This is a genomic window from Streptomyces sp. NPDC097595, assembly GCF_044761525.1.
GTDB lineage: Bacteria > Actinomycetota > Actinomycetes > Streptomycetales > Streptomycetaceae > Streptomyces > Streptomyces drozdowiczii_A.
This window is the reverse complement of sequence record NZ_JBIWCN010000004.1, coordinates 313,139-339,543: the sequence shown is the minus strand read 5'-3', so window position 1 is coordinate 339,543 and position 26,405 is coordinate 313,139. Positions and strand designations below refer to the sequence as shown.

Genomic DNA, 26,405 nt, shown 5'->3' with positions numbered 1-26,405 from the left:
GCTCTCAGCCCCCACGGACAGAGCCCTCCTTCGCTTCCATCGGACGTTCGTCCGCATAAGCAACCGTTTCGATGAACATCGGGTCCCCGGCGACGGCCACCAGCTGGTCGGCGGTGACCGGTGCCGACACCATGGCCGTGTCGTCACCCCCCACGGTGAGCACGACGCGGCTGTGCCGGTACGTGAAACGCACGGTGACCCCGGTGATCGTCTTGCCCCCCTTGGCGTTCCCGGCCGCCGTGATCGCCTGGGCCATGATGCCTCCCGGCAGTGACACCTCGTCGCACCGCAGATCCTTTACGGCCACGTCGAGGCAGGGCGGGTCCGCCCGGGCCGCCTTGCCCGTGGCCAGCGGGCGGATGGAGAGCGTGATGGGGAAGACCCGGCCGTCCGCGCCGCCCTGGTACCGGTTGACGGCGATGTCGACCGGACGGACCGGGCCGATCGCCTTGGGGAGCAGCGTTTCGAGCACCCCGGCCGTCTCGTTCTGGAAGACCCGCTGCCGTGAGAACTCGTGCTCCGGCAGGTCCGCCATGGACGTCTCGCCGGGGCTCGGCTCGATGTGCACGGGGGGCCGGACGGGTACCGCGGTCGGCGTGGGGACCGGCGAGGTCTGCGAGGCCGCCGACCACTGGCGTACCGGCTCCCCGTCCCCGCCCCACACCGGCAGCGCGGCGCCGAAGACGCCGAGGCCGACGATCGCGGTCGCCGTCGCCCCGATCGCGGCGCGGGCCCGGGCCCGGCGGCGGCGGCCCTGGACCAGGGCGCCGGGGAGCAGATCGGGCAGCGGCGGCGCCCCGTCGGTGGCCCGCTCCATGGCGGTCCGGACCAGCAGCTCGTCGTCGTCCCGGCCGGGCTCGTCGCCCGGAGCGGGGTCCATGAACACGTACACGGCGTGACTCCTCATCCTCGGGCGGTGTAGAGGTGCGCGTCGCCCAGGCGGGCGCGCAGCGTGGCCAGCGAGCGCGAGCACTGGCTCTTGACGGTGGACGGGCTGCACCGCAGCAGCCCGGCGACGGTCTCCACGCTCAGGTCCTCCCAGTAGCGCAGGACGACCATCGCCCGGGCGCGCGGCGGCAGTTCGGCGAGGGCGGCGAGCAGCGTGACGGTGAGCTCGGGGCCCACCGCGGGGGCGGGCGCGGCGATCGGCGTATGGGCGAGGAGGTCGCGCAGCCGGCGACGGCGCTCGGCGATGTAGGTGCGGGTGAGCACGGTCCGGGCGTAGGCGTCCGGGTGGTCGGCGGCGCCCGCCCGGCGCCAGTGCTGGAACAGCTTGGCCAGCGTGGTCTGGGTCAGGTCGCGCGCGGCGTCGGCGTCGCCGCAGAGCAGGTACGCGGTGCGGTAGAGGCGGTGCTGAGCGGCGCGGGCGAATTCCTCGAAGCCGTCGGCACCCCGGCTGGCTCCCGTGAACATCTGCCCCCTTTCCTGTTCTCCGCGAAGGTCTCTTCGTGACTACTGAGTGCCGCGGGGCGGAAAAGGTTGAAGCGGGATTTCGCCCGGGGCGTCCCCCGCGAGGCGGCGCGGACCGGGCTGCTTGAATGGGGTGCGTGACCCGAGCCTCCCTGGACAAGCAGCCGCACGAAGTCGCCTCGATGTTCGACGGCGTGGCGGCGAACTACGACCTGACCAACGACGTGCTCTCGCTCGGCCAGGACCGGGTGTGGCGCAAGGCGGTCGCCAAGGCGGTGAACGCCCGGCCCGCCGAGAAGGTCCTCGACCTGGCGGCCGGCACGGCGACGTCCTCGCTGCCGTTCGCCGCGACCGGTGCGTACGTCGTGCCGTGCGACTTCTCGATCGGCATGCTCCGCGAGGGCAAGAAGCGGCACGCCTGGCTGCCCTTCACCGCCGGCGACGCCACGAAACTCCCCTTCCGCGACGAGGTCTTCGACGCGGTGACCATCTCCTTCGGCCTGCGCAACGTCCAGGACACGGACGCGGCGCTGCGCGAGCTGTACCGGGTCACCAAGCCCGGCGGCCGGGTCGTCATCTGCGAGTTCTCGCAGCCCGTATGGACCCCGTTCCGCACGGTCTACATCGAGTACCTGATGCGCGCCCTGCCCCCCGTGGCCCGCGCGGTCTCCTCCAACCCCGACGCCTACGTCTACCTCGCCGAGTCCATCCGCGCCTGGCCCGACCAGCCCGGCCTGGCGAAGAAGCTCCAGCAGGCCGGCTGGTCCCAGGTCGCCTGGCGCAACCTCACGGGCGGCGTGGTGGCCCTTCACCGGGGTGTGCGCGACTGACGTTTCCGGCGGGCCCCGGACGGGGAGCGCGGACCGCGCGAAAGCGGTTGCCGACATTCCGAGTTGACGGGAACCGGTGGGCGGGGAAGATGTGTCCGTTGATACGGCACGCGTCTTCCCCGTTTCGGTGTGTCACCGTCTCGCCCGTCCCCGGCCCGCTGCGGAGCTCTCATGCCCTCGTACTGCCCCTTCTGTGGAACCCAGGCGCCCGACGAGGCGCGCTTCTGCATGAAGTGCGGGCGTGAACGGCCCGCCGCGCCCGCCGCGCCTCCTCAGCCCGCCGCTCCGCCGCCGCCGGCCGGGGCGCCCGCCGTCGAACCGCCCGCGGTGCCCGCCGTCGAACCGCCCGCGGTGCCCGCCGTCGAACCGCCCGCGGTGCCCGCCTACATGACGCGGCCCGCCGCTCCGCCGCCCGGGTACGCGCCCGTACCGGCCGGGCCCTCGCCCGTCGGGATCTTCTTCGGTCGGGTGATGCGCGGGGACTGGGCGGGCTCGCTGAAGGCGGCCGTCTGGCCGACCGGGCTGATCATTGGGCTCGCCGTGGCACTCGCCATCCCTGACTACGGGCAGGGGGACGACGTCGTCGTCGGGTGGAGCGACCGGCTCCGGATCGCGCTCGCGATGCTGCTCCAGGCGTTCGGCGGCGGCTTCGAGGTCCGGGCCGTCGTGCCGGGCGGCGGTGGCGGATACGGGGGCGCTTCGCCGTACGGGGACACGTACGGCGACTTCGATCCGGGCGGGCAGAGCCAGACGACGCTCTCGCTGATCCCGCTCACCGTCACCGTGCTGTGGATCGGCGCCCTCGTCCTCGGCGCCCGGGGCGTCCGCCGGCAGGGCGGCGGCCTCGACGCGGCGGTCCGGATCAGCGTCGTGGCCACCGCCGCGGTCCTGGTCCTCGGGCTCTACGCCCAGCCCGAGATCGAGAGCTACTCGCTCCACTCCTCGCCGGTCCTCGCGGCCCTTGGCGCCCTCGCCCTCGCGCTCGTCACCACCTGCGCCGTGCTGCAACGTGATGTCGCGGCCGCCTGGCTGGCCCAGCGGCCGGGCGCGCAGAGCTTCGTACGCGCCGCCGGGACCGCCGTCCGCGCGCTCGGCGCCGTCCTCCTGCTGTGCGGCCTGATCGGCTACATCACGTACGCCACCCTGGACGACGTCAACGGCACCGCCCTGCTGATGGCCCTGCCGCTGCTGCCCAACATCGCGCTGATGGTGCTCTCGGTGAGCTGGGGCGGCTCCGTCGAGTACGACGCGCGGGGACAGGCGGACATCATCGGCTCCGGTATGGACCACGGCTCGTTCGGGCTCGGCGAGCTGAGCGACGCCGCCAACGACTGGGCCCTCGTCGGCGCGCTCGCCGCCGGCCTCGTCTCCGCGCTCATCGTCGGGTTGCTCGCCGGGCGCCGCTCCGCCGACCGGCGCGAACAGGTCACCGCCGGCGGCCTGTTCCTGCTCGGGTTCCTCGCGCTGACCGCGATGAGCGGCCTGTCCGCCGAGTTCTCCGGCAACGTCGCGGACATCGGCGGCTCGGGCACCCTGGACGTCTCGCCCAGCGTCGCCGACGCGCTGCTGTTCGGGCTGCTGTGGGTGGGCGGCGCGGTCCTCGTCGCGCCGTACCTGGCCCGGATGACGGGCGGCGGCGGCCCGGGTGGCGGCTCCCCGGCGTACCCGGCCCCGCCGAGCCCGTACGGCCCGCCGCACCAGGGCCCGCACATTCCGGGCCCGTACACCCCGGCCCCCGGCCCGTACACCCCGGCGCCCGGCCAGACCCCGGCCCCCGGCACCTACGCCCCCGCCCCGAACCCCGGCCCGGGCCCGCACACCCCGCCCGCCCAGTCCACGCCCGCCGAGACGGGTGCACCCGAAGCCGACGCCGAGCCGCCCACCGCCACCCTGCACGCCCCGTACATCCCCGCCCCGGACCCCGCGCAGCCGCCCGCGCCCCGGCGCCGGCGGGCGGTCCTCGTCTGGGGGGCCACGCTCGCCGCGGCGCTGATCTTCGGCGGCGGGGCCACCGCGGGCACCCTCGCCCTGCTGGACCGCCACGACGACGACCCGGGCACCTCGGAGAACGACAAGGGCAAGAAGAGCGACCGGGCGACGCCCGCCGAGGACCGGACGAGCGAGGCCCCCTCCGAGGAAGCCCCCTCCACGGAGGCGAGCGCCACCACCGACCCGGCCGAGCTCGTCTTCCCGGAGGGCTACAGCGTCGTCGCCGACACCGCCGGCTTCTCGCTCGCCCTGCCGGACGACTGGGAGCGCCAGGGCGAGAAGGACCACCAGGTCACCTACGCCGCGGCCCCGGGCGACACCGCCCTGCTGAAGGTCGGCGTCATCGCGGACGCCCCCTACACCTCGTACGAGAACTTCCAGGCCCTGGAGAAGACCGCCTCCGCCAACCAGAAGAACTACCAGCAGGTCCAGCTGTCGGCCAACACCTTCCAGGGCCGCCCGGGCGCCCGGTGGGAGTACACGTACGAGGACAAGAGCGGACAGACGGTCCACGCGATCGACCAGAGCTACATCGCCGAGGACGGCACCGAGTACGCCGTCTACGTCACCGAGCGGGACGTGGACTGGGTCGCCGCCCGCGAGGTGTTCGACACCGCCCTGTCCACGTGGATGCTCAACGACGTCGACTGAGCCCGGCCGTCACAGCGCCAGCCGGAAGACCCGGACCTCCTGGCCCGGCCGCTCGGTCGTGAAGGTCTCGGCCGGTTCCATGCCGAGGCGCAGGGCCAGCGCGGCCGACCGCTCGTTCAGCACGTCGACCGTCGCCACCACGCGCTCCACGCCCGCCGCGCGCAGCCGCTCCAGCGTGAGGCGCGCGGCGGCCGTCGCGTAACCGAGACCCCAGGCCGAGCGGGCCAGCCGCCAGCCGATCTCGGTCTCGCCCACCGGGCCGTAGGCGGTCGGGCCCCACGGCTGCGCGCCCGTGAAGCCGACGACCTGCCCCTGCCCGTCGAGCACGGTCCACAGGCAGTACCCGAGTTCGGCGTCGTGTCTGCGCTGGCGCGCGGTCCACTCCTCGTACATCGACAGCTCCTCGGCCCGCCCGCCGAAGTACCGCATCACCTCGGGGTCGTCGAAGGCCCGGTGCCAGGCGACGGCGTCCTCGTCGGTCGGGACACGCAGCTGTACGACGGGCGGAGCGGCAGGCGCGATTGACATGAGGCAGCCCTTCGGAGGGTTGGTCGGCAGGCCCCCATAGACTGCCTTGGACCTGTGCCGCGCGGCACGCGAATTCGAGTCTTCGGGAGAACCGACCGTGACCGAACCCCTGTCCGAACACAGCGCGGACGTCATCGTCGTCGGGGCGGGCCCAGCCGGCTCCACGACCGCGTACTACCTGGCCAAGGCCGGACTCGACGTCCTCCTCCTGGAGAAGACCGCGTTCCCGCGCGAGAAGGTCTGCGGCGACGGGCTCACCCCGCGCGCCACCAAGCAGCTCGTGTCCATGGGCATCGACATCTCCGAAGAGGCGGGCTGGCTGCGCAACAAGGGCCTCCGCATCATCGGCGGCGGCGTCCGGCTCCAGCTGGACTGGCCGGATCTGGCCTCCTACCCGGACTACGGACTCGTCCGCAAGCGCGACGACTTCGACGAGCAGCTGGCCCGCAACGCGCAGAAGGCCGGTGCCCGGCTGTACGAGCGGTGCAACGTCGGCGCCCCGATCACCGACGAGCGCACCGGCCGGATCACCGGGGTGCACGCGAAGCTCGGCGAGGAGAAGACCCCGGTCACCTTCCACGCCCCGCTCGTCGTCGCCGCCGACGGCAACTCCACCCGGCTCTCCCTCGCGATGGGCCTGCACCGCCGCGACGACCGCCCGATGGGCGTCGCCGTGCGTACGTACTTCACCTCGCCCCGGCACGACGACGACTACCTGGAGTCCTGGCTGGAGCTGTGGGACCGGCGCGGCCCCCAGGAGAAGCTGCTGCCCGGCTACGGCTGGATCTTCGGCATGGGCGACGGCACCTCCAACGTCGGCCTCGGCATCCTCAACTCCTCCTCCGCCTTCAAGGAGCTGGACTGGCGCGAGGTCCTCAAGGCGTGGTGCGCGTCCATGCCGGAGGACTGGGGCTACACCCCGGAGAACATGACGATGCCCATCCGGGGCGCCGCGCTGCCGATGGCCTTCAACCGCCAGCCGCACTACACCAAGGGCCTGCTCCTGGTCGGTGACGCGGGCGGCATGGTCAACCCGTTCAACGGCGAGGGCATCGCGTACGCCATGGAGTCCGGCCAGATCGCGGCCGACGTCATCGTCCAGGCGCACGCCCGCGCGACCCCCGCCCAGCGAGAGCTGGCGCTGAACAACTACCCGAAGGTGCTCAAGGAGACCTACGGCGGCTACTACACGATGGGCCGCGCCTTCGTGAAGCTGATCGGCAACCCCAAGGTCATGAAGGTCGCCACCCAGCGCGGCCTGACGCACCCGCTGCTGATGAAGTTCACGCTGAAGATGCTCGCCAACCTCACCGACCCGACCGGCGGCGACGCGATGGACCGCATCATCAACGGCCTGGCGAAGGTCGCGCCGCGCTCGTAGCGCCCGTACACGAGCCGATCCCGCCGCCCTGCCGGGGCGGTGGGATCCTGCCTGCTGCCTGCGGCCGGTTGGCATGCGGGCGTGTCGACGCACATGCCTTCCGGGGGGAGGGGGCTCGGTCACACCTGGGATGCGGGAAGCCAGCCGAGCTCGCGTGCGGCTTGCAGATCCTGGTATGCCTGCGTACGCCCCACACATGTCTGGGGGCAGACGTCCTCCTCGATCACTCTGCGCATCGACTTCTCGGCCTGCGCCTCCCTGACGATGCTGGCCGCGTAGTGGATACGGGGGAGGTATTCGATACACCACTTCCTCCCGGTCCGGCGCCGAAGCTCCTTGAGCAGGGTCAGCTGATGACCGGGCAAATGGTCTCCGACCTTGAAGAGCGGAGGAGCGGACCACCCTTCAGCCGTCCACTCCCAGCCCTTTTCAGTCTTCCGAACGGCGAGGGGCACCATCGTGAGTGCGAGGGGCAGGGCCAGCTTTCGAACGGAGGTGCGGACTTGGTCCCGGTCCAGGTCCGAGGTCACCCCGTGGACCGTGGTGCCGCCTACCTGCTCCGTGAAACCCCCGTCGCAGATCTCCAGGCCAATACACAGCTCGACCTGGCTGGCGTCGCACCTTATGGAGATGCGGAAGCGGCGCGGGTACAAGTGCCCGGCTACCGTCACCATCTCGTCCTCGAACCAGGATTCGTCACCCTCGTGCTCCCAGGTCGGTTCAACGTACATTCCTTGGTTCCAGTAGCCGGTCACTGCGTTCCCCCGTCCCCGCCGCCCTTGAGCGCGCTCATCATGAGCAGGCACAAAGTAGTGGCCGCGACGAACGCAACCGCGGCGTCGCGGATGGCCGCCGTGACGGGGTTTTGGTCGAGTACTGCGAGGGTCACGGCCACGGACGTCGCGAGGAGACCCACGAGGACGGCCACCAACAGGCGGTAGTGAGTAGCGTTCACAGCGCCACTCTTACGCTCCATAGCGGAGCCGATCCAGCGTTTCGCGGTCCGCAAAAGCAGCGTCAGTAAAGTGGACAGCCTCTGAACTGGGCAGGTTCCGTCGCACCGGCTGATCGGGACAGAAGCTCACCGGAGTTGGATTGTTCCGGACAGGCCGAGGGAGATCGCGCAGACCGTGCGCGCCCTGGGGAGCAACATGTGGCCCTACGGAACTGGATCCGCGCCGGCCGCACCCGCGGCGGCAGCGTCGGCCGGTCTTGTCGTCTCGGCCCGGCCGCCATGCGTGCCGTCAGGGTCGCGGGCAACTTTGGGGGCCCGAAGGGGCGAGCGTCAGGTGGCGCACGGGGCGCACGTGCCACTCGATGTGGCGTCCCTTGCGGAGTAGGAGGGTGAATCCGCACGATTCGCCGCGATGGAGCGCCCCGAGAGCCTGCACCCAGCCACCCTGGTCGGCCCAGTGGAGTGCCCTTGTCGTCTCGCTAGGTGTCAGCCCCAGGACATGACTCGTACGGAGCTGTACGCGGATGATCCGGATCGCGTCGCGGGGGCCGGGCAAGATGCGGAGGTCGATGGGTTCCGGGACGAATCCGGTGGCGGGGCCGTACCGGAGCACTTCGAACCGGAAGCCGTGCGCTACGAGTGCCGTCACGGGAGTGGCTCGGGGTGATGTACGCAAGGTCGACCGTCCGATCGAGGCGTGTCCATGGGGCGGGCAGCGTGAAGCCTTCAATGGGCTTGAGGCAGAGGGGAGTTGCGCCGCTGAAAAGTACGGCCGAGTGATGCGCCCGGCTGAGTTCGCGACGTACGGTGACGGTAGCGTCACCAACCCGTGCGGTGCAACAGTGGGACGTCCCTAAGTTGTACCGCCTCATGCGGACGCCCTCCGCCTGCCGTCTCCGTGCAGGTGGAGGGCGCTCGGCGCGAGTCGGTCAGATCAAGTGGTCGAACTCACCAGCCTTGACACCCAGGACGAAGGCACGGAGTTTGGCCACGCTCGTCGTGACGACCACATCGGGGTCGTCGCTTTCGCGCATCCTGATCGAGCCGTCCACGGGGGCCAGCTCGATGCAGCTCTGGTTGTTGTCCGCTCCCGAGTACGAGGACTTCTGCCAGTTGATTGCGTCGGTCATGTCGCGTTGACTCACATTTCCTGTGCGATGAGTTGGATGAATTCAGCCGACTCCTCCGGAGTGAGGGAGATCGACTCGATGGAGCCAAGGAGTTCTCGATACCTGGCGAGCTGGGCTTCGGCATCCAGGAATCCTGCGTCGAAAGCGCTGTCGATCTGTACGGTATCGAGCGCTGGGATGCCGGCCCCGGCGTACAGCATCGAGTGCACCGAGCCGGTGATCCGTGCCGCGAACGGGATGACGCGGATCGTCACGGAAGGCCATGCGGACACGGTGTGAAGAAAACCGAGCTGTTCTCTCATGGTGTCGCCGTCGCAATACCGCATGCGCAGGGCTGCCTCGTGGATGAAGGCTTCGAACAGCGTGGGCGCGGGCCGGTCGAAAATCTCGCGACGTCTTGCGCGGTGCTCTACGCGGGCGTTCAGCTCTGCGGTCGGGAGATCGGAAACGCCGCTTCGGATCAGATCCCGTGCGTACGCCTCTGTTTGGAAGATTCCCGGAACGTTCAGCATCTGAATGGCACGGATATAGGTAGAGTGATGCTCCAGTTCGGCCAGGTCCAGGAATCCCGGTGAGAGTATTCCTCGGTAGTCGTCCCACCAGCCCTTGGTGCGCTCCTCGGCCATACGTGCGAGCGCGTCGACCAGATGCTTGTCGCCGGCCGAGTAGTGAGCCGCGAGGCGGCGGACGCGCTGGTCGCTCACTCCGTAGCGGCCGGACTCGATGTGACTGATCTGGGCGCGCTCGCCGCCCAGGTAGGCGGCGGCTTCACTCCCGGACATTCCGGCGCGCTCGCGCAGCTTGCGAAGCTCCGCGCCCAACCGCTTCTGTCTGGCGGTCGGATAGCTCCTCGGCGGCATGGGCCCTCCCCTTCGTACGGGTACGAGTGTGCCGCCCCATTGGGGCACTGGTCCACTCGTACGAGTGCTACGGCCGTCCCATTGTTGCGCCGTACCAATGTTGTGCCCTAGCGTCCTTCGGTGTCGGCCGGAAACGGCTCGGTGACCCGAAGTGCAGCCCCCCACAGGTGAGTTCACCTTGCCTGGGACCGGCCGATGTCACGGCTCACCGGAACGGGCCGGCGTACCGGAGACCCGCTCACGTAGGGAGACCGCGTCATGACCTCCGTAACCGTTCCGTCCCCGCTCGTCCCATACCTCCCCCAGCGCGGCGAGCGCTACCGGCTCGTCGCACCGAACAGCCCCACAGCGCCCCGTGTCGCGCGGGACTTCGTGGGGGCGCTGCTGCGAGCTACCGAGCACCCCGGGTTGGTCGACGACGCCCGGTTGTGCGTGAGTGAGGTGGTGTCCAACGCGCACTGCCATACCGGGTCAGCGCGCATCCGGGTCGATGTCACGGTGAACCGACGTCAGGTAATGGTCTACGTAACTGACGACGAACCGAACCGGCTGCCGAAGCCGGGGGCCGCGCCGGACGCGGAGAGCGGGCGCGGGCTCCTCATCGTGGAGAGCCTGACCGATCGTTGGGGGACCTCGACGCGCGGCGGGCAGGGAGGGAACGCCAAGACGGTCTGGTTCGTCCTGCTCGAACCGGGGCCGTGCGCCGCGGGCACACCACGTACGACGGGATGAACGCCAGGGCCGTCCGGTGCCGGGTGGAACGGGGGCTGTTCGCCAAATTCCGCTCCTTCGGGACTGTTTATGCAATGACGCGCATAGTCGCGTTCCTGCATGGACGTACTCCCGTCCCGCTCCTACTGTCGTGACAAGTGGCCCGCAGGGGGCCGCCAGCAGGGGGTTCGTGACTATGGCTCGCGAGGAACTGACCCGACTCACCGGCAACGGGAACGGGAACTGCAACAACGACGACTGCCCGAACGTCTACCGAGCCTCTGACGGCTCCATCGTGGTTCAGGGAGACGCTGACTCCACCTTCCTGCCTCCGGCCGGTGAAGGTCTCGTTCGCATCCCTGAGAGCGTTCTGAGGGAGGCTGTTCGTGCTCTTGGATGGTGAGGACTGGACCGCCAAGGTTCAGGGCTTCAAACAGGAGGCATGGCGGCTTGAGACGCTTCCCTGGTACCAGGTTCCGGGCGAGGACGGGGATATCCAGGACTTCCTGGCAGGGCGGCGAATCGACCCTCGGAACTACTGTTCCGGCTACACGGAGGGCTTGCAGAAGATCAGGGCGGAAGGACGGCGCAAAGGGCGCGTTCACATCGTCAGGCAGCCACTCACGGACTACCTCCGCTTCGAGTTCATGTACTACGAGGCTCACTCGCAGGCCGGGGATGATATCCGGATCCTGGACGTGACCGATCGCCCCGACCCCCTTGAGGGGGTTCAAGACTTCTGGCTGTTCGATAGGTCGGAAGTGGTTCTCATGAACTACGCGGATGACGGCACGCAGATCAGTCGGGAGCTGTACGAGGGCGACCCGGCACCGTACATCGAATACCAGAGGATCGCCCTCGCGGAATCAGTGGCGTTCAGGGAGTACGTCAGCGGTGGCTATCGAGCCTGATGAGCTGGACCGGTCGGGACGCGAACTCGCGGCCATGCTCAAGCACCTTCGCAAGCAAGCCGGACTCTCAGGGGTCCGGCTTGCCGCGCGCTGCAACATGTCTCAATCCAAGATCAGCCGAATTGAGAGCAACAAGGGACGCCCATCCCTCCTGGATGTTGAGCAGATCCTTCGGGGTCTCGATGCTCCCCCCGCTGTCTCGGCCGAAGCGATGGCTATAGCCCGAATCGCGCAGACGGAGTGGCAGGACGGAAGGACGCTCCGAAGGAAGGGTCTGGACAAGAAACAGTTGCAGCTGGCCGGACTTGAGGCGTCCTCCAAGAGGTTCCGATACTTCCTTCTGTCCATGGTTACCGGACTCCTGGCCACGCCTGAATACGTTCGCGCCAGTCTGGCCTATGCGCCCCCGGAGCAGCAGGCCAAAGCCGTAGCAATGAAACTGGACCGACAAAAGGTTCTGTTTGATCGCTCCAAAAAGTTCACGTTCATCCTCACCGAGCAAGCTGTTAGATACCCGCTCGTCCCCCCTCACGAGTTGGCCATGCAAATCGACCGGCTCGCATCGTTCACTCGCCAGCCAAACATTCAACTGGGCGTAATCCCGATGGGAGTTCACTTCACTTCCGGGTCCTTGAATACGTTCACCATCTATGACGACACTTTGGCGACTGCTGAACTGGATCTGGGTGCTATTGTTTTCCGCGACAACCGGGATGTCCAGGACTTGATTATCCGGTTCACCTCGTATGAGGAACACGCCATATTCGGGGATGACGCCAGGGAGTGTCTGGAAGCCTGGGCCGAAGACTGCCGCAGGTGATCTTTAATCAACGACGTGAATATTTCGTCGGATCGCTCCGCAACTCGGGGATCATCTCTCCCGCCACGAATTACCGGAGGCGTGACGGCATGGCAGCGCCGGCGAGATTGCGGGAGCGCGTAGCTCCCTGAGACCCGCGCCTCCATCACCCGAGCGCGACCACGTGAAGGGAACCACTGATGGCAACTGCGGTACAGGTCCGAGACCCTCGGAACTGCGTCCCCGCCCAGGTGTGGGACCGGGAAGTCCGACTCATCATGCGGGACCACGCCATGGAGCGTGACCTCGCTGAGCGCACCTTCGGCCAGGCCGTCGCCTACTTGGTGACCTCGGCCGAGCGCCCCGAGATCCGCATGGGGCCCTCCCCTGCCGTGGATCTGGGTGTCCACTCGTTTGTGCTCGACTCGATGAACTACATGGCGTTCTGCGACCAGCACGCGGGACGCTACATCCACCACGTTCCGCACCTGCCCGGAGAGGGCACGCAGGGGCCGCCCGCGCTGGGGGACACAACCAAGGCCATCAGGACCACCGGCTTCGAGATCGACCCGGAGCTGTGGACCAGGGAGGACACCGCCGACTGCTCCCAGTGTCACGCCGGGTGCACGGACAGCCCCAACAGCGGGAAGTAACACCGCACGGACTGGGCCGACTCCCCTCGGGGGCAAGGGGAGTCGGCACCATGAGGGAAGGTTGTGCATGGAGGTCGTCGAAGCCTGGGAGCGATACGCCCAAGGGCGGATGCCACGGAGGGTCGCCAACGCCTCCGGGGCCGCGACGTGGTTGAACTGGACGCAGTACCCCGACCACGGGCCCGACGAATCGATCCTAGGAGAGTTGTACGGCCGGACCGTTCTGGAACTGGGCTGCGGTACGGGCTGCAACCTTGCCCACCTCACCACACTCGGGGCCGACTGCACCGGCGTGGACATCGCGCCCAGCCAGCACAAGAAGGCCGTGGCCCGATGGGGCCGCCTTCCCGGCCTGACCTTTCACACGGCAGAGGTGACCGACTACCTGACCCACCTCGAGGGCTCCTTCGATGCGGTTTTGTCCATCTTCGGGCCCGTCTGGTTCACGGACCCCGAACAGCTTCTTCCTCTGATTCACAAGAGGCTTTCCCCTGGTGGCGTACTGGTCTTCTCCCACAAGCCCCCAGCGGCCGGCACTCAGCCTGTCGGCACTCTGAGAGAGGCCAGGGCAGTGACAAGGTGGGACTACAGCCCGGAGGAATGGTCGAGGCTTCTGGCCTCCTCCGGGTACTCGAACCCCAAAGCCGAGGTCATCCCTCCCCCTGAAGGAGAAGACGTAGGAACCCTGCTGGTGAGGGCCTACGCCTATTGATCAGAGTCTCGTGAGTCTCTGATCAATAGGAGTGCCTTCACGGGAGCGGGGTCGGGACGAGCGACTGGGGCCGTCGGGTGTACGGCACGGCCGTCCTGCGCTCAGTGAGTGGTACGGGCGTTGTTCGCGCCCCGGTTCACAAGCGCAGGCGGCCGGTGTCCGGCCGGTTCGCGATGTCCGTGGCGGCCGGCGGGTTGGTGGCGCCTTTCCGTGATTCCGCTGGAAGCGGGCCACGGGGCGGGTACTGGGGGAAACACCGCAGGGCCGCAACTCCCGAGCGGGGGAGCGGCGGCCCTGCGAAGTGCGCCGAGGCGCTTGTGAATCCGTGAACACGGAGAGGTCCTAGAGGACGCGGACCGCGCCGGTCGGCATGTCGTAGTCCAGCGGGCGCTGCACCACACCGGTGGAGGAGTTCTGCGCACCGACGAACTGGCCGCCGCCCACGTAGATCCCGACGTGGTACGCGCTGCCCGCGCCGCCCCAGTACAGGATGTCGCCGGGCTGGAGGTTGCTCAGCGAGACCTGGGTGCCGGCGGTGGACTGGCTCTGCGAGACGCGCGGCAGGTCGACGCCCACCGTGCGGAACGCGGCCTGGACCAGGCCCGAGCAGTCCCACGAGTTCGGGCCGGTGCCGCCGGACACGTACGCGTCGCCGACCTGCGCCTGGGCGAACGCGACGACGGAGGCCGCGGAGCCGGTGGCGTTGGAGGAGTACGAGGTCGTGGCGGCGTTGGTGGAGCCGGACGACGAGGAGCCGGTGGTCTTCTGGAGCGTGGTGCGCGCGGCGTCGCGGGAGGCGCGCTCGGCGGCCTCCGCCTTGGCCTTGGCGGCCGCCTCGGCCTTCTTCTTGGCCTCGGCCTTGCGGACGGCCTCGGCCTTGGCCTTCTTGGCGTCCTTGGCGGCGCTGCTGGCCGCCGCGTCCTCCTGCGCCTGCGTCTCCAGGTCCAGGGCGACCTGCTGGGTCGCCTCGGCGGTGGCGGCGACGGTGGTGGAGAGTCCCGCCGTGATGGTGGGCATCTCGATCGTCTGGGTCACCGGTTCGGCCTGGGCCGGGCCCGCGGCACCCGCGACCGCGATGGTGCTGAGGACGCCACCGGCAACTCCGGCCCGCAGTGCCGTCGTCGAGGCGTTTCGGCGGGGCTTCCGGTGGCTGGGTATGTGAGCGGTGTGGGACATGGGTACTAGCGCTATCAGGGCGCGCGGGGTCCCATCAAGAAACGTGTGTTGCGACACAGTTACGTCCGGAATCTGTGAATCCGCTTTCTGGCGGCCTTTATTGACGCCGTAACGGGCAAATCGGGCAGTCGCGATCATGGCTGTGATCACGGGTTTTCAGCAATACGCCCGAATTGCCCGTCACTTACCACCCGTTCACACTGTTGGCCAAGCCCGCTTCTATAACGGCTGATGTGGAGTGACGCAGCTCACAGCATGGTCTTGCTGTGAGGGGCATACGAGGACTCGACACGGGAAGCGGCGGTCCGCGTCCACTTCGTTCCGTGTGAACCCTCGCGCGAGTGACCCCTGTCCGGCCCTCGCCTCCGGTCACCCCATCCCGGCCCGCACGGCCCCAGAGTGGGGCAGATCCCTTTATCACCCCATCGTGTCCATCGCCAATTTTGCGCGCAGCGCCGTGGCTTGATAGTGCGACACCCCTTTGACCAGCGGTAACGGCACCAGATGTCACCTCTCGTGATCACTCGGCCGCTTCGTGTACGAAGATCACCGCTCATCCGACTTCATGATCGTTCGTCAGGTGGTGGAGATCACAAAGACGTTGGTGACCCCCGTGTCGCAGATCACAGGACGGCGGGCATAGGATGCGGGGCAGTCGGGCTTGTGAACTGCCTCACATGTGCACGATCTTGGTGAGGTGGCGAGCCGGTTCGCCCGATGCGGTCCAACGGTCAAGGACGACTGGAAGGAGCGAGGAGCGTGAATGCCTACGCGCCCATCCTCGTGCTCGGCGCCCTCGGGGCAGGGTTTGCGATCTTCTCCGTGGTCATGGCCACGCTTATCGGCCCCAAGCGGTACAACCGGGCAAAGCTCGAAGCGTACGAGTGCGGTATCGAACCGACACCCACGCCGGCCGGAGGCGGCCGCTTTCCCATCAAGTACTACCTGACGGCGATGCTCTTCATCGTCTTCGACATCGAGATCGTCTTCCTCTATCCCTGGGCGGTCAGCTTCGACGCCCTGGGGATCTTCGGGCTCGTGGAGATGCTGCTCTTCGTGCTCACCGTCTTCGTCGCCTACGCGTATGTGTGGCGGCGCGGCGGTCTGGAATGGGACTGAGGGGCTGAGGGGCACACCATGGGACTCGAAGAGAAGCTGCCGAGCGGCTTCGTTCTGACCACCGTCGAGCAGGCGGCCGGCTGGGTGCGGAAGTCCTCCGTCTTCCCGGCGACCTTCGGCCTCGCCTGTTGCGCCATCGAGATGATGACCACCGGGGCAGGCCGTTACGACCTGGCCCGTTTCGGCATGGAGGTCTTCCGCGGCTCGCCGCGGCAGGCGGACCTGATGATCGTGGCCGGGCGGGTGAGCCAGAAGATGGCGCCCGTCCTGCGGCAGGTCTACGACCAGATGCCGAACCCCAAGTGGGTCATCTCCATGGGGGTTTGCGCATCGTCGGGCGGAATGTTCAACAATTACGCCATTGTTCAGGGTGTCGATCACATTGTCCCGGTTGATATTTATTTGCCGGGCTGCCCGCCGCGGCCCGAGATGCTGATGGACGCGATCCTCAAGCTGCACCAGAAGATCCAGGGATCCAAGCTCGGGGTCAACGCCGAGGAAGCCGCCCGCGAGGCGGAGGAAGCGGCGCTCAACGCCCTGCCCCTCATCGAGATGAAGGGGCTCATGCGATGAGCGACGAGCAGAACGGCTCCTCCGTCCCCGCCCCGCGCGACGAGCACGGCGAGGTCATCGGCGTACGGAAGGGCATGTTCGGCGCCGAGAACGGCGGCGACACCTCCGGCTACGGCGGCCTCGTCCGTACCGTCGCCCTCCCCGGCGCCTCCTCCCGCCCCTACGGCGGCTGGTTCGACGAGGTCGCCGACGAGCTCGAAGGCGCCCTGGAGGAGCAGGACCTCCTCCCCGAGAACGTCATCGAGAAGACGGTGGTCGACCGGGACGAGCTCACCTTCCACATCGCCCGCGAGCACCTGGTCACCGTCGCCAGGACCCTGCGCGACGACCCGGCGCTCCGCTTCGAGCTGTGCACCGGCGTCTGCGGCGTCCACTTCCCCGGCGACAAGGGCCGCGAGCTGCACGCGGTCTACCACCTGCGCTCGATCACCCACGGGCGGCTGATCCGTATCGAGGTCTCCACGCCGGACGACGACCGGCACCTGCCCTCGCTGGTCCCGGTCTACCCGACCAACGACTGGCACGAGCGCGAGGCGTACGACTTCTTCGGGCTCGTCTTCGACGGGCACCCCGCCCTCACCCGGATCATGATGCCGGACGACTGGCAGGGCTTCCCGCAGCGCAAGGACTACCCGCTCGGCGGCATCCCCGTCGAGTACAAGGGCGCCCAGATCCCGGCTCCGGACCAGCGGAGGTCGTACTCCTGATGACCACTCCCCATGCAACGCCCCGCGCCACCACCGAGGGGACTGTATATACAGTCACCGGCGGCGACTGGGACGAGATCGTCGAGAACGCCGCCGCCTCCGACGACGAGCGCATCATCGTCAACATGGGCCCGCAGCACCCGTCCACGCACGGCGTGCTCCGGCTCATCCTGGAGATCGACGGCGAGACCGTCACCGAGGCCCGCTGCGGCATCGGCTACCTCCACACCGGCATCGAGAAGAACCTCGAATTCCGCAGCTGGACGCAGGGCACCACCTTCGTCACGCGCATGGACTACCTGACGCCGTTCTTCAACGAGACGGCCTACTGCCTGGGCGTCGAGAAGCTGCTCGGCATCGAGGACCAGATCCCCGACCGGGCCACCGTCCTGCGCGTGCTCCTGATGGAGCTCAACCGGCTCTCCTCGCACCTGGTGTGCATCGCCACCGGCGGCATGGAGCTCGGCGCCACCACGATCATGATCTACGGCTTCCGCGACCGGGAGCTGGTGCTCGACCTCTTCGAGCTGATCACCGGGCTCCGCATGAACCACGCGTTCATCCGCCCCGGCGGCCTCGCCCAGGACCTGCCCCCGGGCGCGGTCGACCAGCTGCGCGAGTTCGTGAAGACCATGAAGAAGAACCTGCCGGAGTACGACGCGCTCGCCACCGGCAACCCCATCTTCAAGGCCCGCATGCAGGACGTCGGCTACCTCGACCTCACCGGCTGCATGGCCCTCGGCGCCACCGGCCCGATCCTGCGCTCGGCGGGCCTCCCGCACGACCTGCGCAAGACCGACCCGTACTGCGGCTACGAGACCTACGACTTCGAGGTCCCCACCGCCGACAGCTGCGACGCCTACGGCCGCTTCCTCATCCGCCTGGAGGAGATGCGCCAGTCGCTGCGGATCATCGAGCAGTGCATCGACCGGCTCGAACCCGGACCGGTCATGGTCGCCGACAAGAAGATCGCCTGGCCCGCGCAGCTCGCACTCGGCCCGGACGGCCTCGGCAACTCGCTGGACCACATCAAGAAGATCATGGGCACCTCCATGGAGGCCCTGATCCACCACTTCAAGCTGGTGACCGAGGGCTTCCGGGTCCCCGTCGGACAGGCGTACACCGCCGTCGAGTCGCCCAAGGGCGAACTCGGCGTGCACGTCGTCTCGGACGGCGGAACCCGCCCCTACCGGGTCCACTTCCGCGACCCGTCCTTCACCAACCTCCAGGCCATGGCGGCGATGTGCGAGGGCGGCCAGGTCGCCGACGTCATCGTCGCCGTCGCATCCATCGACCCCGTGATGGGAGGCGTCGACCGGTGACCGAAGCACGTCAGGAAGTCAGTCTGGGGATGCCGCAGCTCCCCGCCCCCGCCTACCCGGCCGAGGCGCGCGCCAGGCTCGAAGCGGATGCGAAGGAGGTGATCGCCCGCTACCCCGACAGCCGCTCCGCGCTGCTGCCGCTGCTGCACCTCGTGCAGTCCGAGGAGGGGTACGTCTCGCGCACGGGCATGGCCTTCTGCGCCGAGATGCTCGACCTCACCACCGCCGAGGTCACCGCGGTCGCCACCTTCTACACGATGTACCGGCGCAGGCCGAGCGGCGACTACCAGGTCGGCGTCTGCACCAACACGCTCTGCGCGGTGATGGGCGGCGACGCCATCTTCGACCGGCTGAAGGAGCACCTCGGCGTCGGCAACGACGAGACGACCGAGGACGGCAAGGTGACGCTCGAACACATCGAGTGCAACGCCGCCTGCGACTTCGCGCCCGTCGTGATGGTCAACTGGGAGTTCTTCGACAACCAGACCCCGGAGAGCGCCACCCGGCTGGTGGACGACCTCATCGCCGGCCGCACCGTCGAACCCACCCGCGGCGCGCCCCTGTGCACGTACAAGGAGACCGCGCGCATCCTCGCCGGCTTCCCCGACGAGCGCCCCGGCGCCGTCGAGGCCACCGGCGGCGCCGGCCACGCCTCGCTCATCGGCCTCAAGCTGGCCAAGGGCGAGGCCGCGCCGAAGGCCCGCGTGGTGAGCCCGCGCGGCGAGGCGCCCAGCGACCAGCCGCAGAAGGGCGCCGAGCACCTCAGCTCCCACGCCCACCCGTCGCCCGACCACCACCCCTCAACGAGTCCCTCCGGGACACCGAACGCCACGCAGCAGACCTCGGCATCCGACCCGGACCACCCGGCCGGACCCGCGGCCGAGGAGGGGGAGTGATGACGTTGGCCACCGAGCTCGATCACAACGGGACCAGCCCCGAGAAGCTGCTCGCGCCCGTCCTGTCCGCCTTCTGGGACCAGCCGGAATCCTGGACCCTGGACACCTACCGGCGCCACGAGGGGTACGAGGGACTGCGCAAGGCCCTCACCATGTCCCCGGACGACCTCATCGCGTACGTCAAGGACTCCGGTCTGCGCGGACGCGGCGGCGCCGGCTTCCCCACCGGCATGAAGTGGCAGTTCATCCCGCAGGGCGACGGCAAGCCTCACTATCTTGTTGTCAACGCCGACGAGTCGGAGCCGGGGACCTGCAAGGACATCCCGCTCCTCTTCGCCAACCCGCACAGCCTCATCGAGGGCATCGTGATCGCCTGTTACGCGATCCGGTCGTCGCACGCGTTCATCTACTTGCGCGGTGAGGTCGTCCCCGTACTGCGACGGTTGCACGAGGCCGTTCGAGAGGCGTACGAGGCGGGATATCTGGGGACGAACATCCTGGGTTCAGGGCTCGATCTGGAACTCACGGTGCACGCGGGCGCCGGTGCGTACATCTGTGGTGAGGAAACCGCGCTGCTCGACTCTCTCGAAGGACGGCGTGGCCAGCCCCGGCTGCGGCCCCCCTTCCCTGCGGTCGCCGGTCTGTACGCCTGCCCCACTGTGGTGAACAACGTCGAGTCCATCGCCTCGGTTCCCGCGATCCTGAACAAGGGCAAGGACTGGTTCAAGTCCATGGGCAGCGAGAAGTCCCCGGGCTTCACGCTCTACTCGCTCAGCGGCCATGTCGCGGGCCCCGGCCAGTACGAGGCCCCCCTCGGCATCACGCTGCGCCAGCTGCTCGACATGAGCGGCGGCATGCGCCCCGGCCACCGCCTCAAGTTCTGGACCCCCGGCGGCTCCTCCACGCCGATGTTCACCGACGAACACCTCGACGTGCCCCTCGACTACGAGGGCGTCGGCGCGGCCGGGTCCATGCTCGGCACCAAGGCGCTCCAGTGCTTCGACGAGACGACCTGCGTGGTGCGGGCCGTCACCCGCTGGACCGAGTTCTACGCGCACGAGTCCTGCGGCAAGTGCACCCCCTGCCGCGAGGGCACCTACTGGCTCGTCCAGCTGCTGCGCGACATCGAGGCGGGCAAGGGCCGGATGTCCGACCTCGACAAGCTCAACGACATCGCCGACAACATCAACGGCAAGTCGTTCTGCGCCCTCGGCGACGGCGCCGCCTCGCCGATCTTCTCCTCGCTGAAGTACTTCCGCGAGGAGTACGAGCAGCACATCACCGGCAAGGGCTGCCCCTTCGATCCCGCCAAATCGACCCTCTGGGCCGACGACAAGAACGCTCACCAGGGGGTGAACGCATGACAGTCACCACGAGTGCGCCCTCCGGGGGCGGCGAAGCGGCGATCCCGCCCGAGGACCTCGTCACGCTGACCATCGACGGCATCGAGATCAGCGTCCCCAAGGGCACCCTGGTCATCCGCGCCGCCGAACTCCTCGGCATCGAGATCCCCCGGTTCTGCGACCACCCCCTCCTCGACCCGGCCGGTGCCTGCCGGCAGTGCATCGTCGAGGTCGAGGGCCAGCGCAAGCCGATGGCGTCCTGCACCATCACCTGCACCGACGGCATGGTCGTCAAGTCGCAGATCACCTCGCCGGTCGCCGACAAGGCGCAGCGCGGGGTGATGGAGCTGCTGCTCATCAACCACCCGCTGGACTGCCCGGTCTGCGACAAGGGCGGCGAGTGCCCGCTCCAGAACCAGGCGATGTCGCACGGCGACTCCGACTCCCGCTTCGACGGCAAGAAGCGGACGTACGAGAAGCCCGTGCCGATCTCCACCCAGGTGCTGCTGGACCGTGAGCGCTGCGTGCTCTGCGCGCGCTGCACCCGGTTCTCCAACCAGGTGGCCGGCGACCCGATGATCGAGCTGATCGAGCGCGGCGCGCTCCAGCAGGTCGGCACCGGCGAGGGCGACCCCTTCCAGTCGTACTTCTCCGGGAACACCATCCAGATCTGCCCGGTCGGGGCGCTGACCTCGGCGGCGTACCGATTCCGCTCCCGCCCCTTCGACCTGGTGTCGACACCCTCCGTGTGCGAGCACTGCGCCGGCGGCTGTGCCACCCGAACCGACCACCGGCGGGGCAAGGTCATGCGCCGCCTCGCGGCCAACGAGCCCGAGGTCAACGAGGAGTGGCTCTGCGACAAGGGCCGCTTCGGCTTCCGCTACGCCCAGCAGCGCGACCGGCTCACCACCCCGCTCGTCCGGGGCGAGTCCGGCGAGCTGGAACCGGCGAGCTGGCCCGAGGCGCTGGCGGCCGCGGCCGAGGGCCTGTCCGCCGCGCGCGGCCGGGCCGGCGTCCTCACCGGCGGCCGGCTGACCGTCGAGGACGCGTACGCGTACAGCAAGTTCGCCCGCGTCGCCCTGAACACCAACGACATCGACTTCCGGGCCCGGGTCCACAGCGACGAGGAGGCCGACTTCCTGGCCTCGCGCGTCGCCGGGCGCGGCAAGGACCTGGACGGGTCCGGTGTCACGTACACCTCCCTGGAGAAGGCGCCGACCGTGCTGCTGGTCGGGTTCGAGTCGGAGGAGGAGGCCCCCGGGGTCTTCCTGCGGCTCCGCAAGGCCCACCGCAAGCACGGCCAGCGCACCTTCTCCGTCGCCTCGCACGCCACCCGGGGCCTGATGAAGGCGGGCGGCGCGCTGCTTCCCGCCGCACCCGGCACCGAAACCGAGTGGCTGGACGCCATCGCGGGCGGTGTCGGCCTGGAGGGCGAGGGCGCCGTCGCGGCGGAGGCGCTGCGCGGTGAGGGCGCGCTGATCGTGGTCGGCGAGCGGCTGGCCGGGGTGCCCGGCGGGCTGACCGCCGCGGTCCGGGCCGCGACCGCGACCGGGGCCCGGCTGGTGTGGATCCCGCGCCGGGCGGGCGAACGCGGCGCGGTGGAGGCGGGCGCGCTCCCGTCGCTGCTGCCCGGCGGCCGCCCGGCCACCGACCCGCGCGCCCGGGACGAGGTCGCCGCCGCGTGGGGCGTCGTCGAACTCCCGTCCCGCTTCGGCCGCGACACCGGCCAGATCATCGAGGCCGCGGCCACCGGTGAGCTGGGCGCGCTGGTCGTCGCCGGTGTCGGGACCGAGGACCTGCCGGACCCGGCGCGGGCCCTGGAGGCCCTGGACCGGGTCGGCTTCCTGGTCTCCTTCGAGCTCCGCCCGAGCGAGGTCACCGACCGCGCCGACGTGGTGTTCCCGGTGGCCGCGGTCGCCGAGAAGTCAGGGACCTTCCTCAACTGGGAGGGCCGGGCGCGGATGTTCGAGGCCGCGCTGAAGCCCGACCAGATGACGCGGAACCTCGCCCCGGGCGACGCGCGCGTCCTGCACATGCTGGCCGACGCGATGGACGTCCATTTCGCGCTGCCGGACCTGAAGGCCGCCCGCCGCGAGCTGGACCGCCTCGGCGGCCGGCAGGGCGGGTACGCGGACGACCCGCGTGTCTCCGCGCAGCCGCTGCCCCGGCCCGGCGACGGCGAGGCGATCCTCGCCGGCCACCGGATGCTGCTCGACCTGGGCCGCCTCCAGGAGGGCGACACCGCGCTCGCCGGGACCCGGCACGAGGCGGTGGCCCGGCTGTCGGCCGCCACGGCCGCGGAGAGCGGGGTCAAGGACGGCGACCTGCTGGCGGTGTCCGGCCCGGCGGGCAGCGTCGAACTCCCGCTCCGGGTCACCGACATGCCGGACCGCGTGGTCTGGGTGCCGCTGAACTCGGCCGGGCGGGGCGTGCCGGCCACGACCGGGGCCCGCCCCGGCGGCCTGGTCCGGATCGGCCCCGCCGCTGCCGGTACTCCCGACGTCACACCGGAGGTGCGGGCGTGACCGCCTTCGCTCAACTGGCCGCGGCACCGCACGGTTCGGTGCTCGCCGCCGAGGACCTGTCGATGTTCGGCAACGACCCCTGGTGGCTCGTCGTCATCAAGGCCGTCTTCTGCTTCGCGTTCCTGATGGTGACCGTGCTCTTCTCCATCGTGTGGGAGCGCAAGGTCGTCGCCTGGATGCAGCTGCGTATCGGCCCCAACCGGCACGGCCCCTGGGGCATGCTCCAGTCGCTCGCAGACGGCATCAAGCTGATGCTCAAGGAAGACGTCATCGTCAAGCGCGCGGACAAGGTCGTCTACGTCCTCGCGCCGATCGTCGCCGCCATCCCCGCGTTCATGGCCATCGCGGTGATCCCCTTCGGGCCCTCGGACAACGAGGTCTCGATCTTCGGTCACCGTACGGCGATGCAGCTCACCGACCTGCCGATCGCGATGCTGTACATCCTCGCGGTCGCCTCGGTCGGCATCTACGGCATCGTGCTCGCCGGCTGGTCGTCCGGATCGACGTACCCGCTGCTCGGCGGGCTCCGGTCCTGCGCGCAGATGATCTCGTACGAGATCGCGATGGGCGCCGCGTTCGCCTCGGTGTTCCTCTACTCCGGGTCGATGTCGACGTCGAAGATCGTGGAGGCGCAGCAGGACCGCTGGTTCATCATCCTGCTGCCGGTCTCGTTCATCATCTACATCGTCACGATGGTCGGCGAGACCAACCGCGCCCCGTTCGACATGCCGGAGTCAGAGGGCGACCTCGTCGGCGGCTTCAACACCGAGTACTCGTCGATCAAGTTCGCGATGTTCATGCTCGCCGAGTACGTCAACATGGTGACCGTCTCCGCCGTCTCCACGACCCTGTTCCTGGGCGGCTGGCGGGCGCCGTGGCCGATCAGCACCTTCTGGGAGGGCGCGAACCACGGCTGGTGGCCGATGCTCTGGTTCGTCGTCAAGGTCCAGCTGCTGCTGTTCTTCTTCATCTGGCTGCGCGGCACGCTGCCCCGCGTCCGCTACGACCAGCTGATGAAGCTCGGCTGGAAGGTCCTGATCCCGGTCTCCGTCGTCTGGCTGATGCTGGTCGCGACCGTTCGGGCGCTGCGCAACGAGGGCTACGACTTCTCGAAGATCCTGCTCTACGTGGCAGGTGCCGTGATCGCGGTGCTGCTGATCTCCTTCGTCGCCGACATGTTCCGCGACAAGAAGGAGAAGGCCGCGGCCGAGCAGGCCGGGCCCGAGCCGGCGTTCGACCCGATGGCGGGCGGATTCCCGGTGCCGCCGCTGCCCGGACAGACCCTGCCGCCGGTGCCCCGGCGCAGGCCGCGACGCGAGCGGGAGCTCGTTGTCAGTGGTGGGGTGGATACTCAGAGTGACGGAAATCCGAGTGACGGAAAGGAGGCCGACAGTGTCTGAACTGCCAGATCTGCCGGGGTCCAAGAGGCCGGCGAAGTCCACCGGGCCGACGGGGTCGACGGCGTCCTCGCAGTCCTCCCCGAACTCGGAGGACAAGTTCCTCAACCCGGTGGCCGGCTTCGGCGTGACCTTCAAGGCCATGTTCAAGAAGCGGCTCACCGAGCAGTATCCGGAGACGCCGAAGGTGACGGCGCCCCGCTTCCACGGCCGCCACCAGCTCAACCGCCATCCGGACGGGCTGGAGAAGTGCGTCGGCTGCGAGCTGTGCGCCTGGGCCTGTCCCGCCGACGCGATCTACGTGGAGGGCGCGGACAACACCGACGAGGAGCGCTACTCCCCGGGTGAGCGCTACGGCCGCGTCTACCAGATCAACTACGCGCGCTGCATCCTCTGCGGACTGTGCATCGAGGCGTGCCCGACCCGGGCGCTCACGATGACCAACGAGTTCGAGCTCGCCAACACCACCCGCGAGAGCCTCATCTACACCAAGGACGAGCTGCTCGCGGGCCTGGAGGAAGGCATGGTCGACAGCCCGCACGCGATCTTCCCCGGCACGGACGAACAGGACTACTACCGGGGCCTGGTCACCGAGGCCGCCCCCGGTACGGAGCGCCAGCTCGCCGTCTCCAAGGGCGAGAAGCCGGACGACGAGGCCGGGAGCAACGGCGCCGAGCAGGAGGTGGACGCATGACCGGCCTGGCCGCAGCGGCCTCGCAGACCTCGACCGGCGAGGCGTTCCAGTTCTGGGTGCTCGGCACGGTCGCCGTGATCGGCGCCCTGTGCACGGTGCTCATGAAGAAGGCCGTGCACAGCGCGCTGTGCCTCGCCGGGACGATGATCATCCTCGCCGTCTTCTACCTCGCCAACGGCGCGTACTTCCTCGGCGTCGTCCAGATCGTCGTCTACACCGGCGCGATCATGATGCTCTTCCTCTTCGTGGTCATGCTCGTCGGCGTCACGGCGGCGGACTCGCTGAAGGAGACCATCAAGGGCCAGCGCTGGCTGGCCGCCGGATGCGGCATCGGCTTCGGCGTCCTCCTGATCGCCGGTATCGGCAACGCCTCGCTGAAGAGCTTCAACGGCCTGGGCACCGCCAACACCGTGCACGGCGGGAACGTGGAGGGGCTCGCCAGCCTCATCTTCACCAAGTACGTCTTCGCCTTCGAGATCACCGGCGCCCTGCTGATCACCGCGACCGTCGGCGCGATGGTGCTCACGCACCGCGAGCGCACCGAACGGGCCAAGACCCAGCGGGAGATGTCCGAGGACCGCGTGCGGAGCAACCACCTCCCGCCGCTGCCCGCCCCCGGCGTCTACGCCCGGCACAACGCGGTGGACATCGCGGGCCTGCTCCCCGACGGCACCCCGTCCGAGCTGACCGTCATGAACACCTTGCGCAAGCGCGGCCAGATGCGTGACGTGTCCCAGGAATCACTGGCCGGCCTCAAGGCACTGGAGCAGCGCTCCGGTGAGCGGCTGGGCCGGGACACCGAAGAAGAGGAGGTCGCCAAGTGAATCCGGTCAACTACCTCTATCTCGCCGCCCTGCTGTTCACCATCGGCGCGGCCGGGGTCCTGATCCGGCGGAACGCGATCGTGGTGTTCATGTGCGTCGAGCTGATGCTCAACGCCTGCAACCTCGCGTTCGTGACCTTCTCCCGGATGCACGGCAACCTCGACGGCCAGATCATCGCCTTCTTCACGATGGTCGTCGCCGCCGCGGAGGTCGTGGTCGGGCTCGCGATCATCGTGTCGCTGTTCCGTTCCCGCCACTCGGCCTCGGTCGATGACGCCAGCCTGATGAAGCTGTAAGGGGCGTTTGCAC

General features: G+C 69.0%; 28 protein-coding genes. 20 read left to right on the top strand and 8 right to left on the bottom strand.

Annotated features, from left to right (window positions below):
• Nucleotides 1-4: 4 nt before the first annotated feature.
• Both ACIQZN_RS08775 and ACIQZN_RS08770 read right to left on the bottom strand, forming a co-directional pair.
• Nucleotides 5-892, bottom strand: coding sequence for a hypothetical protein (locus ACIQZN_RS08775; protein ID WP_403989673.1), 888 nt, complete (start codon nucleotides 890-892; stop codon nucleotides 5-7).
• A gap of 11 nt (nucleotides 893-903) precedes the next feature.
• Nucleotides 904-1,413 (bottom strand): SigE family RNA polymerase sigma factor, encoded by a 510-nt coding sequence (locus ACIQZN_RS08770; protein WP_403989671.1) that lies wholly within the window; start codon nucleotides 1,411-1,413, stop codon nucleotides 904-906.
• A 134-nt stretch (nucleotides 1,414-1,547) separates the two neighbouring features.
• On the opposite strand from ACIQZN_RS08770, the gene ACIQZN_RS08765 reads away from it, so the two are divergent.
• Both ACIQZN_RS08765 and ACIQZN_RS08760 read left to right on the top strand, forming a co-directional pair.
• The gene (locus ACIQZN_RS08765) at nucleotides 1,548-2,240 is read left to right on the top strand and encodes a demethylmenaquinone methyltransferase (protein WP_403989669.1); all 693 of its coding nucleotides are present in this window, start codon (nucleotides 1,548-1,550) and stop codon (nucleotides 2,238-2,240) included.
• Nucleotides 2,241-2,411: 171 nt separating this feature from the next.
• The gene (locus tag ACIQZN_RS08760) at nucleotides 2,412-4,880 is read left to right on the top strand and encodes a zinc-ribbon domain-containing protein (RefSeq protein WP_403989667.1); all 2,469 of its coding nucleotides are present in this window, start codon (nucleotides 2,412-2,414) and stop codon (nucleotides 4,878-4,880) included.
• 9 nt (nucleotides 4,881-4,889) lie between these two features.
• Here the strand turns inward: ACIQZN_RS08760 and ACIQZN_RS08755 are convergent, their stop codons facing one another.
• The gene (locus ACIQZN_RS08755; RefSeq protein ID WP_403989665.1) at nucleotides 4,890-5,408 is read right to left on the bottom strand and encodes a GNAT family N-acetyltransferase; all 519 of its coding nucleotides are present in this window, start codon (nucleotides 5,406-5,408) and stop codon (nucleotides 4,890-4,892) included.
• A gap of 97 nt (nucleotides 5,409-5,505) precedes the next feature.
• Here ACIQZN_RS08755 and ACIQZN_RS08750 point away from each other — a divergent pair, with 97 nt between their 5' ends.
• Nucleotides 5,506-6,789, top strand: coding sequence for a geranylgeranyl reductase family protein (locus tag ACIQZN_RS08750; protein WP_073862554.1), 1,284 nt, complete (start codon nucleotides 5,506-5,508; stop codon nucleotides 6,787-6,789).
• Nucleotides 6,790-6,908: 119 nt separating this feature from the next.
• Here ACIQZN_RS08750 and ACIQZN_RS08745 read toward each other — a convergent pair whose 3' ends face one another.
• From ACIQZN_RS08745 to ACIQZN_RS08730, 4 genes are all read right to left on the bottom strand, one after another.
• Nucleotides 6,909-7,520 carry a hypothetical protein gene (locus ACIQZN_RS08745; protein ID WP_403989663.1) on the bottom strand — a complete coding sequence of 204 codons (612 nt, stop codon included), beginning with the start codon at nucleotides 7,518-7,520 and terminating at the stop codon, nucleotides 6,909-6,911.
• A gap of 20 nt (nucleotides 7,521-7,540) precedes the next feature.
• Nucleotides 7,541-7,744, bottom strand: coding sequence for a hypothetical protein (locus ACIQZN_RS08740; protein ID WP_403989661.1), 204 nt, complete (start codon nucleotides 7,742-7,744; stop codon nucleotides 7,541-7,543).
• A 929-nt stretch (nucleotides 7,745-8,673) separates the two neighbouring features.
• Nucleotides 8,674-8,874: a DUF397 domain-containing protein gene (locus ACIQZN_RS08735; protein ID WP_018553498.1), complete on the bottom strand. Its 201-nt coding sequence runs from the start codon at nucleotides 8,872-8,874 to the stop codon at nucleotides 8,674-8,676.
• 11 nt (nucleotides 8,875-8,885) lie between these two features.
• A complete protein-coding gene (locus ACIQZN_RS08730; RefSeq protein ID WP_403989659.1) occupies nucleotides 8,886-9,734 on the bottom strand; it encodes a helix-turn-helix domain-containing protein in 849 nt (282 codons plus the stop codon).
• A 258-nt stretch (nucleotides 9,735-9,992) separates the two neighbouring features.
• On the opposite strand from ACIQZN_RS08730, the gene ACIQZN_RS08725 reads away from it, so the two are divergent.
• The 6 genes from ACIQZN_RS08725 to ACIQZN_RS08700 all read left to right on the top strand — a co-directional run bounded on the left by ACIQZN_RS08725 (nucleotide 9,993) and on the right by ACIQZN_RS08700 (nucleotide 13,520).
• Nucleotides 9,993-10,466, top strand: coding sequence for an ATP-binding protein (locus tag ACIQZN_RS08725; RefSeq protein ID WP_403989657.1), 474 nt, complete (start codon nucleotides 9,993-9,995; stop codon nucleotides 10,464-10,466).
• A 175-nt stretch (nucleotides 10,467-10,641) separates the two neighbouring features.
• Nucleotides 10,642-10,848, top strand: a complete 207-nt coding sequence (locus ACIQZN_RS08720) for a hypothetical protein (protein WP_403989655.1) — start codon at nucleotides 10,642-10,644, stop codon at nucleotides 10,846-10,848.
• The gene (locus ACIQZN_RS08715) at nucleotides 10,832-11,356 is read left to right on the top strand and encodes a DUF6879 family protein (RefSeq protein ID WP_403989653.1); all 525 of its coding nucleotides are present in this window, start codon (nucleotides 10,832-10,834) and stop codon (nucleotides 11,354-11,356) included. Before ACIQZN_RS08720 ends, ACIQZN_RS08715 begins: the two co-directional genes overlap by 17 nt.
• A complete protein-coding gene (locus ACIQZN_RS08710; protein ID WP_403989651.1) occupies nucleotides 11,340-12,176 on the top strand; it encodes a Scr1 family TA system antitoxin-like transcriptional regulator in 837 nt (278 codons plus the stop codon). Before ACIQZN_RS08715 ends, ACIQZN_RS08710 begins: the two co-directional genes overlap by 17 nt.
• Nucleotides 12,177-12,355: 179 nt before the next feature.
• Nucleotides 12,356-12,808, top strand: a complete 453-nt coding sequence (locus ACIQZN_RS08705; protein ID WP_403989649.1) for a glycine-rich domain-containing protein — start codon at nucleotides 12,356-12,358, stop codon at nucleotides 12,806-12,808.
• Between the two features lie 67 nt (nucleotides 12,809-12,875).
• Nucleotides 12,876-13,520, top strand: coding sequence for a class I SAM-dependent methyltransferase (locus ACIQZN_RS08700; RefSeq protein ID WP_403989647.1), 645 nt, complete (start codon nucleotides 12,876-12,878; stop codon nucleotides 13,518-13,520).
• A gap of 342 nt (nucleotides 13,521-13,862) precedes the next feature.
• On the opposite strand, the gene ACIQZN_RS08695 is transcribed toward ACIQZN_RS08700, so the two are convergent.
• Nucleotides 13,863-14,696 (bottom strand): C40 family peptidase, encoded by an 834-nt coding sequence (locus tag ACIQZN_RS08695; protein ID WP_403989645.1) that lies wholly within the window; start codon nucleotides 14,694-14,696, stop codon nucleotides 13,863-13,865.
• Between the two features lie 759 nt (nucleotides 14,697-15,455).
• Between ACIQZN_RS08695 and ACIQZN_RS08690 the strand changes: the two genes are divergently transcribed.
• The 11 genes from ACIQZN_RS08690 to nuoK are packed head-to-tail and all read left to right on the top strand — an operon-like array spanning nucleotide 15,456 to nucleotide 26,392.
• Nucleotides 15,456-15,815, top strand: coding sequence for an NADH-quinone oxidoreductase subunit A (locus tag ACIQZN_RS08690; RefSeq protein WP_003967084.1), 360 nt, complete (start codon nucleotides 15,456-15,458; stop codon nucleotides 15,813-15,815).
• An 18-nt stretch (nucleotides 15,816-15,833) separates the two neighbouring features.
• Nucleotides 15,834-16,388, top strand: coding sequence for an NADH-quinone oxidoreductase subunit B family protein (locus ACIQZN_RS08685; protein ID WP_018101348.1), 555 nt, complete (start codon nucleotides 15,834-15,836; stop codon nucleotides 16,386-16,388).
• A complete protein-coding gene (locus tag ACIQZN_RS08680) occupies nucleotides 16,385-17,095 on the top strand; it encodes an NADH-quinone oxidoreductase subunit C (RefSeq protein ID WP_403989642.1) in 711 nt (236 codons plus the stop codon). Before ACIQZN_RS08685 ends, ACIQZN_RS08680 begins: the two co-directional genes overlap by 4 nt.
• Complete coding sequence (locus ACIQZN_RS08675; RefSeq protein WP_018101346.1) at nucleotides 17,095-18,417, top strand: NADH-quinone oxidoreductase subunit D; 1,323 nt, start codon at nucleotides 17,095-17,097, stop codon at nucleotides 18,415-18,417. Before ACIQZN_RS08680 ends, ACIQZN_RS08675 begins: the two co-directional genes overlap by 1 nt.
• 29 nt (nucleotides 18,418-18,446) lie before the next feature.
• On the top strand, nucleotides 18,447-19,313 hold the full coding sequence (nuoE, locus tag ACIQZN_RS08670; RefSeq protein WP_403989917.1) for an NADH-quinone oxidoreductase subunit NuoE: 867 nt from the start codon (nucleotides 18,447-18,449) through the stop codon (nucleotides 19,311-19,313).
• Entirely contained in the window at nucleotides 19,313-20,677 is a 1,365-nt protein-coding gene (gene nuoF / locus ACIQZN_RS08665; protein WP_383297853.1) for an NADH-quinone oxidoreductase subunit NuoF, read from the top strand. The genes nuoE and nuoF overlap by 1 nt, the downstream gene beginning before the upstream one ends.
• Nucleotides 20,674-23,181 (top strand): NADH-quinone oxidoreductase subunit G, encoded by a 2,508-nt coding sequence (locus ACIQZN_RS08660; protein WP_403989639.1) that lies wholly within the window; start codon nucleotides 20,674-20,676, stop codon nucleotides 23,179-23,181. Before nuoF ends, ACIQZN_RS08660 begins: the two co-directional genes overlap by 4 nt.
• Nucleotides 23,178-24,581: an NADH-quinone oxidoreductase subunit NuoH gene (gene nuoH / locus ACIQZN_RS08655; RefSeq protein ID WP_403989637.1), complete on the top strand. Its 1,404-nt coding sequence runs from the start codon at nucleotides 23,178-23,180 to the stop codon at nucleotides 24,579-24,581. Before ACIQZN_RS08660 ends, nuoH begins: the two co-directional genes overlap by 4 nt.
• Nucleotides 24,574-25,272 carry an NADH-quinone oxidoreductase subunit NuoI gene (gene nuoI, locus ACIQZN_RS08650; protein ID WP_403989635.1) on the top strand — a complete coding sequence of 233 codons (699 nt, stop codon included), beginning with the start codon at nucleotides 24,574-24,576 and terminating at the stop codon, nucleotides 25,270-25,272. The genes nuoH and nuoI overlap by 8 nt, the downstream gene beginning before the upstream one ends.
• Nucleotides 25,269-26,096, top strand: a complete 828-nt coding sequence (locus tag ACIQZN_RS08645; RefSeq protein WP_403989633.1) for an NADH-quinone oxidoreductase subunit J — start codon at nucleotides 25,269-25,271, stop codon at nucleotides 26,094-26,096. Before nuoI ends, ACIQZN_RS08645 begins: the two co-directional genes overlap by 4 nt.
• Nucleotides 26,093-26,392, top strand: a complete 300-nt coding sequence (nuoK, locus tag ACIQZN_RS08640) for an NADH-quinone oxidoreductase subunit NuoK (RefSeq protein ID WP_018101339.1) — start codon at nucleotides 26,093-26,095, stop codon at nucleotides 26,390-26,392. The genes ACIQZN_RS08645 and nuoK overlap by 4 nt, the downstream gene beginning before the upstream one ends.
• Nucleotides 26,393-26,405 lie beyond the last annotated feature (13 nt).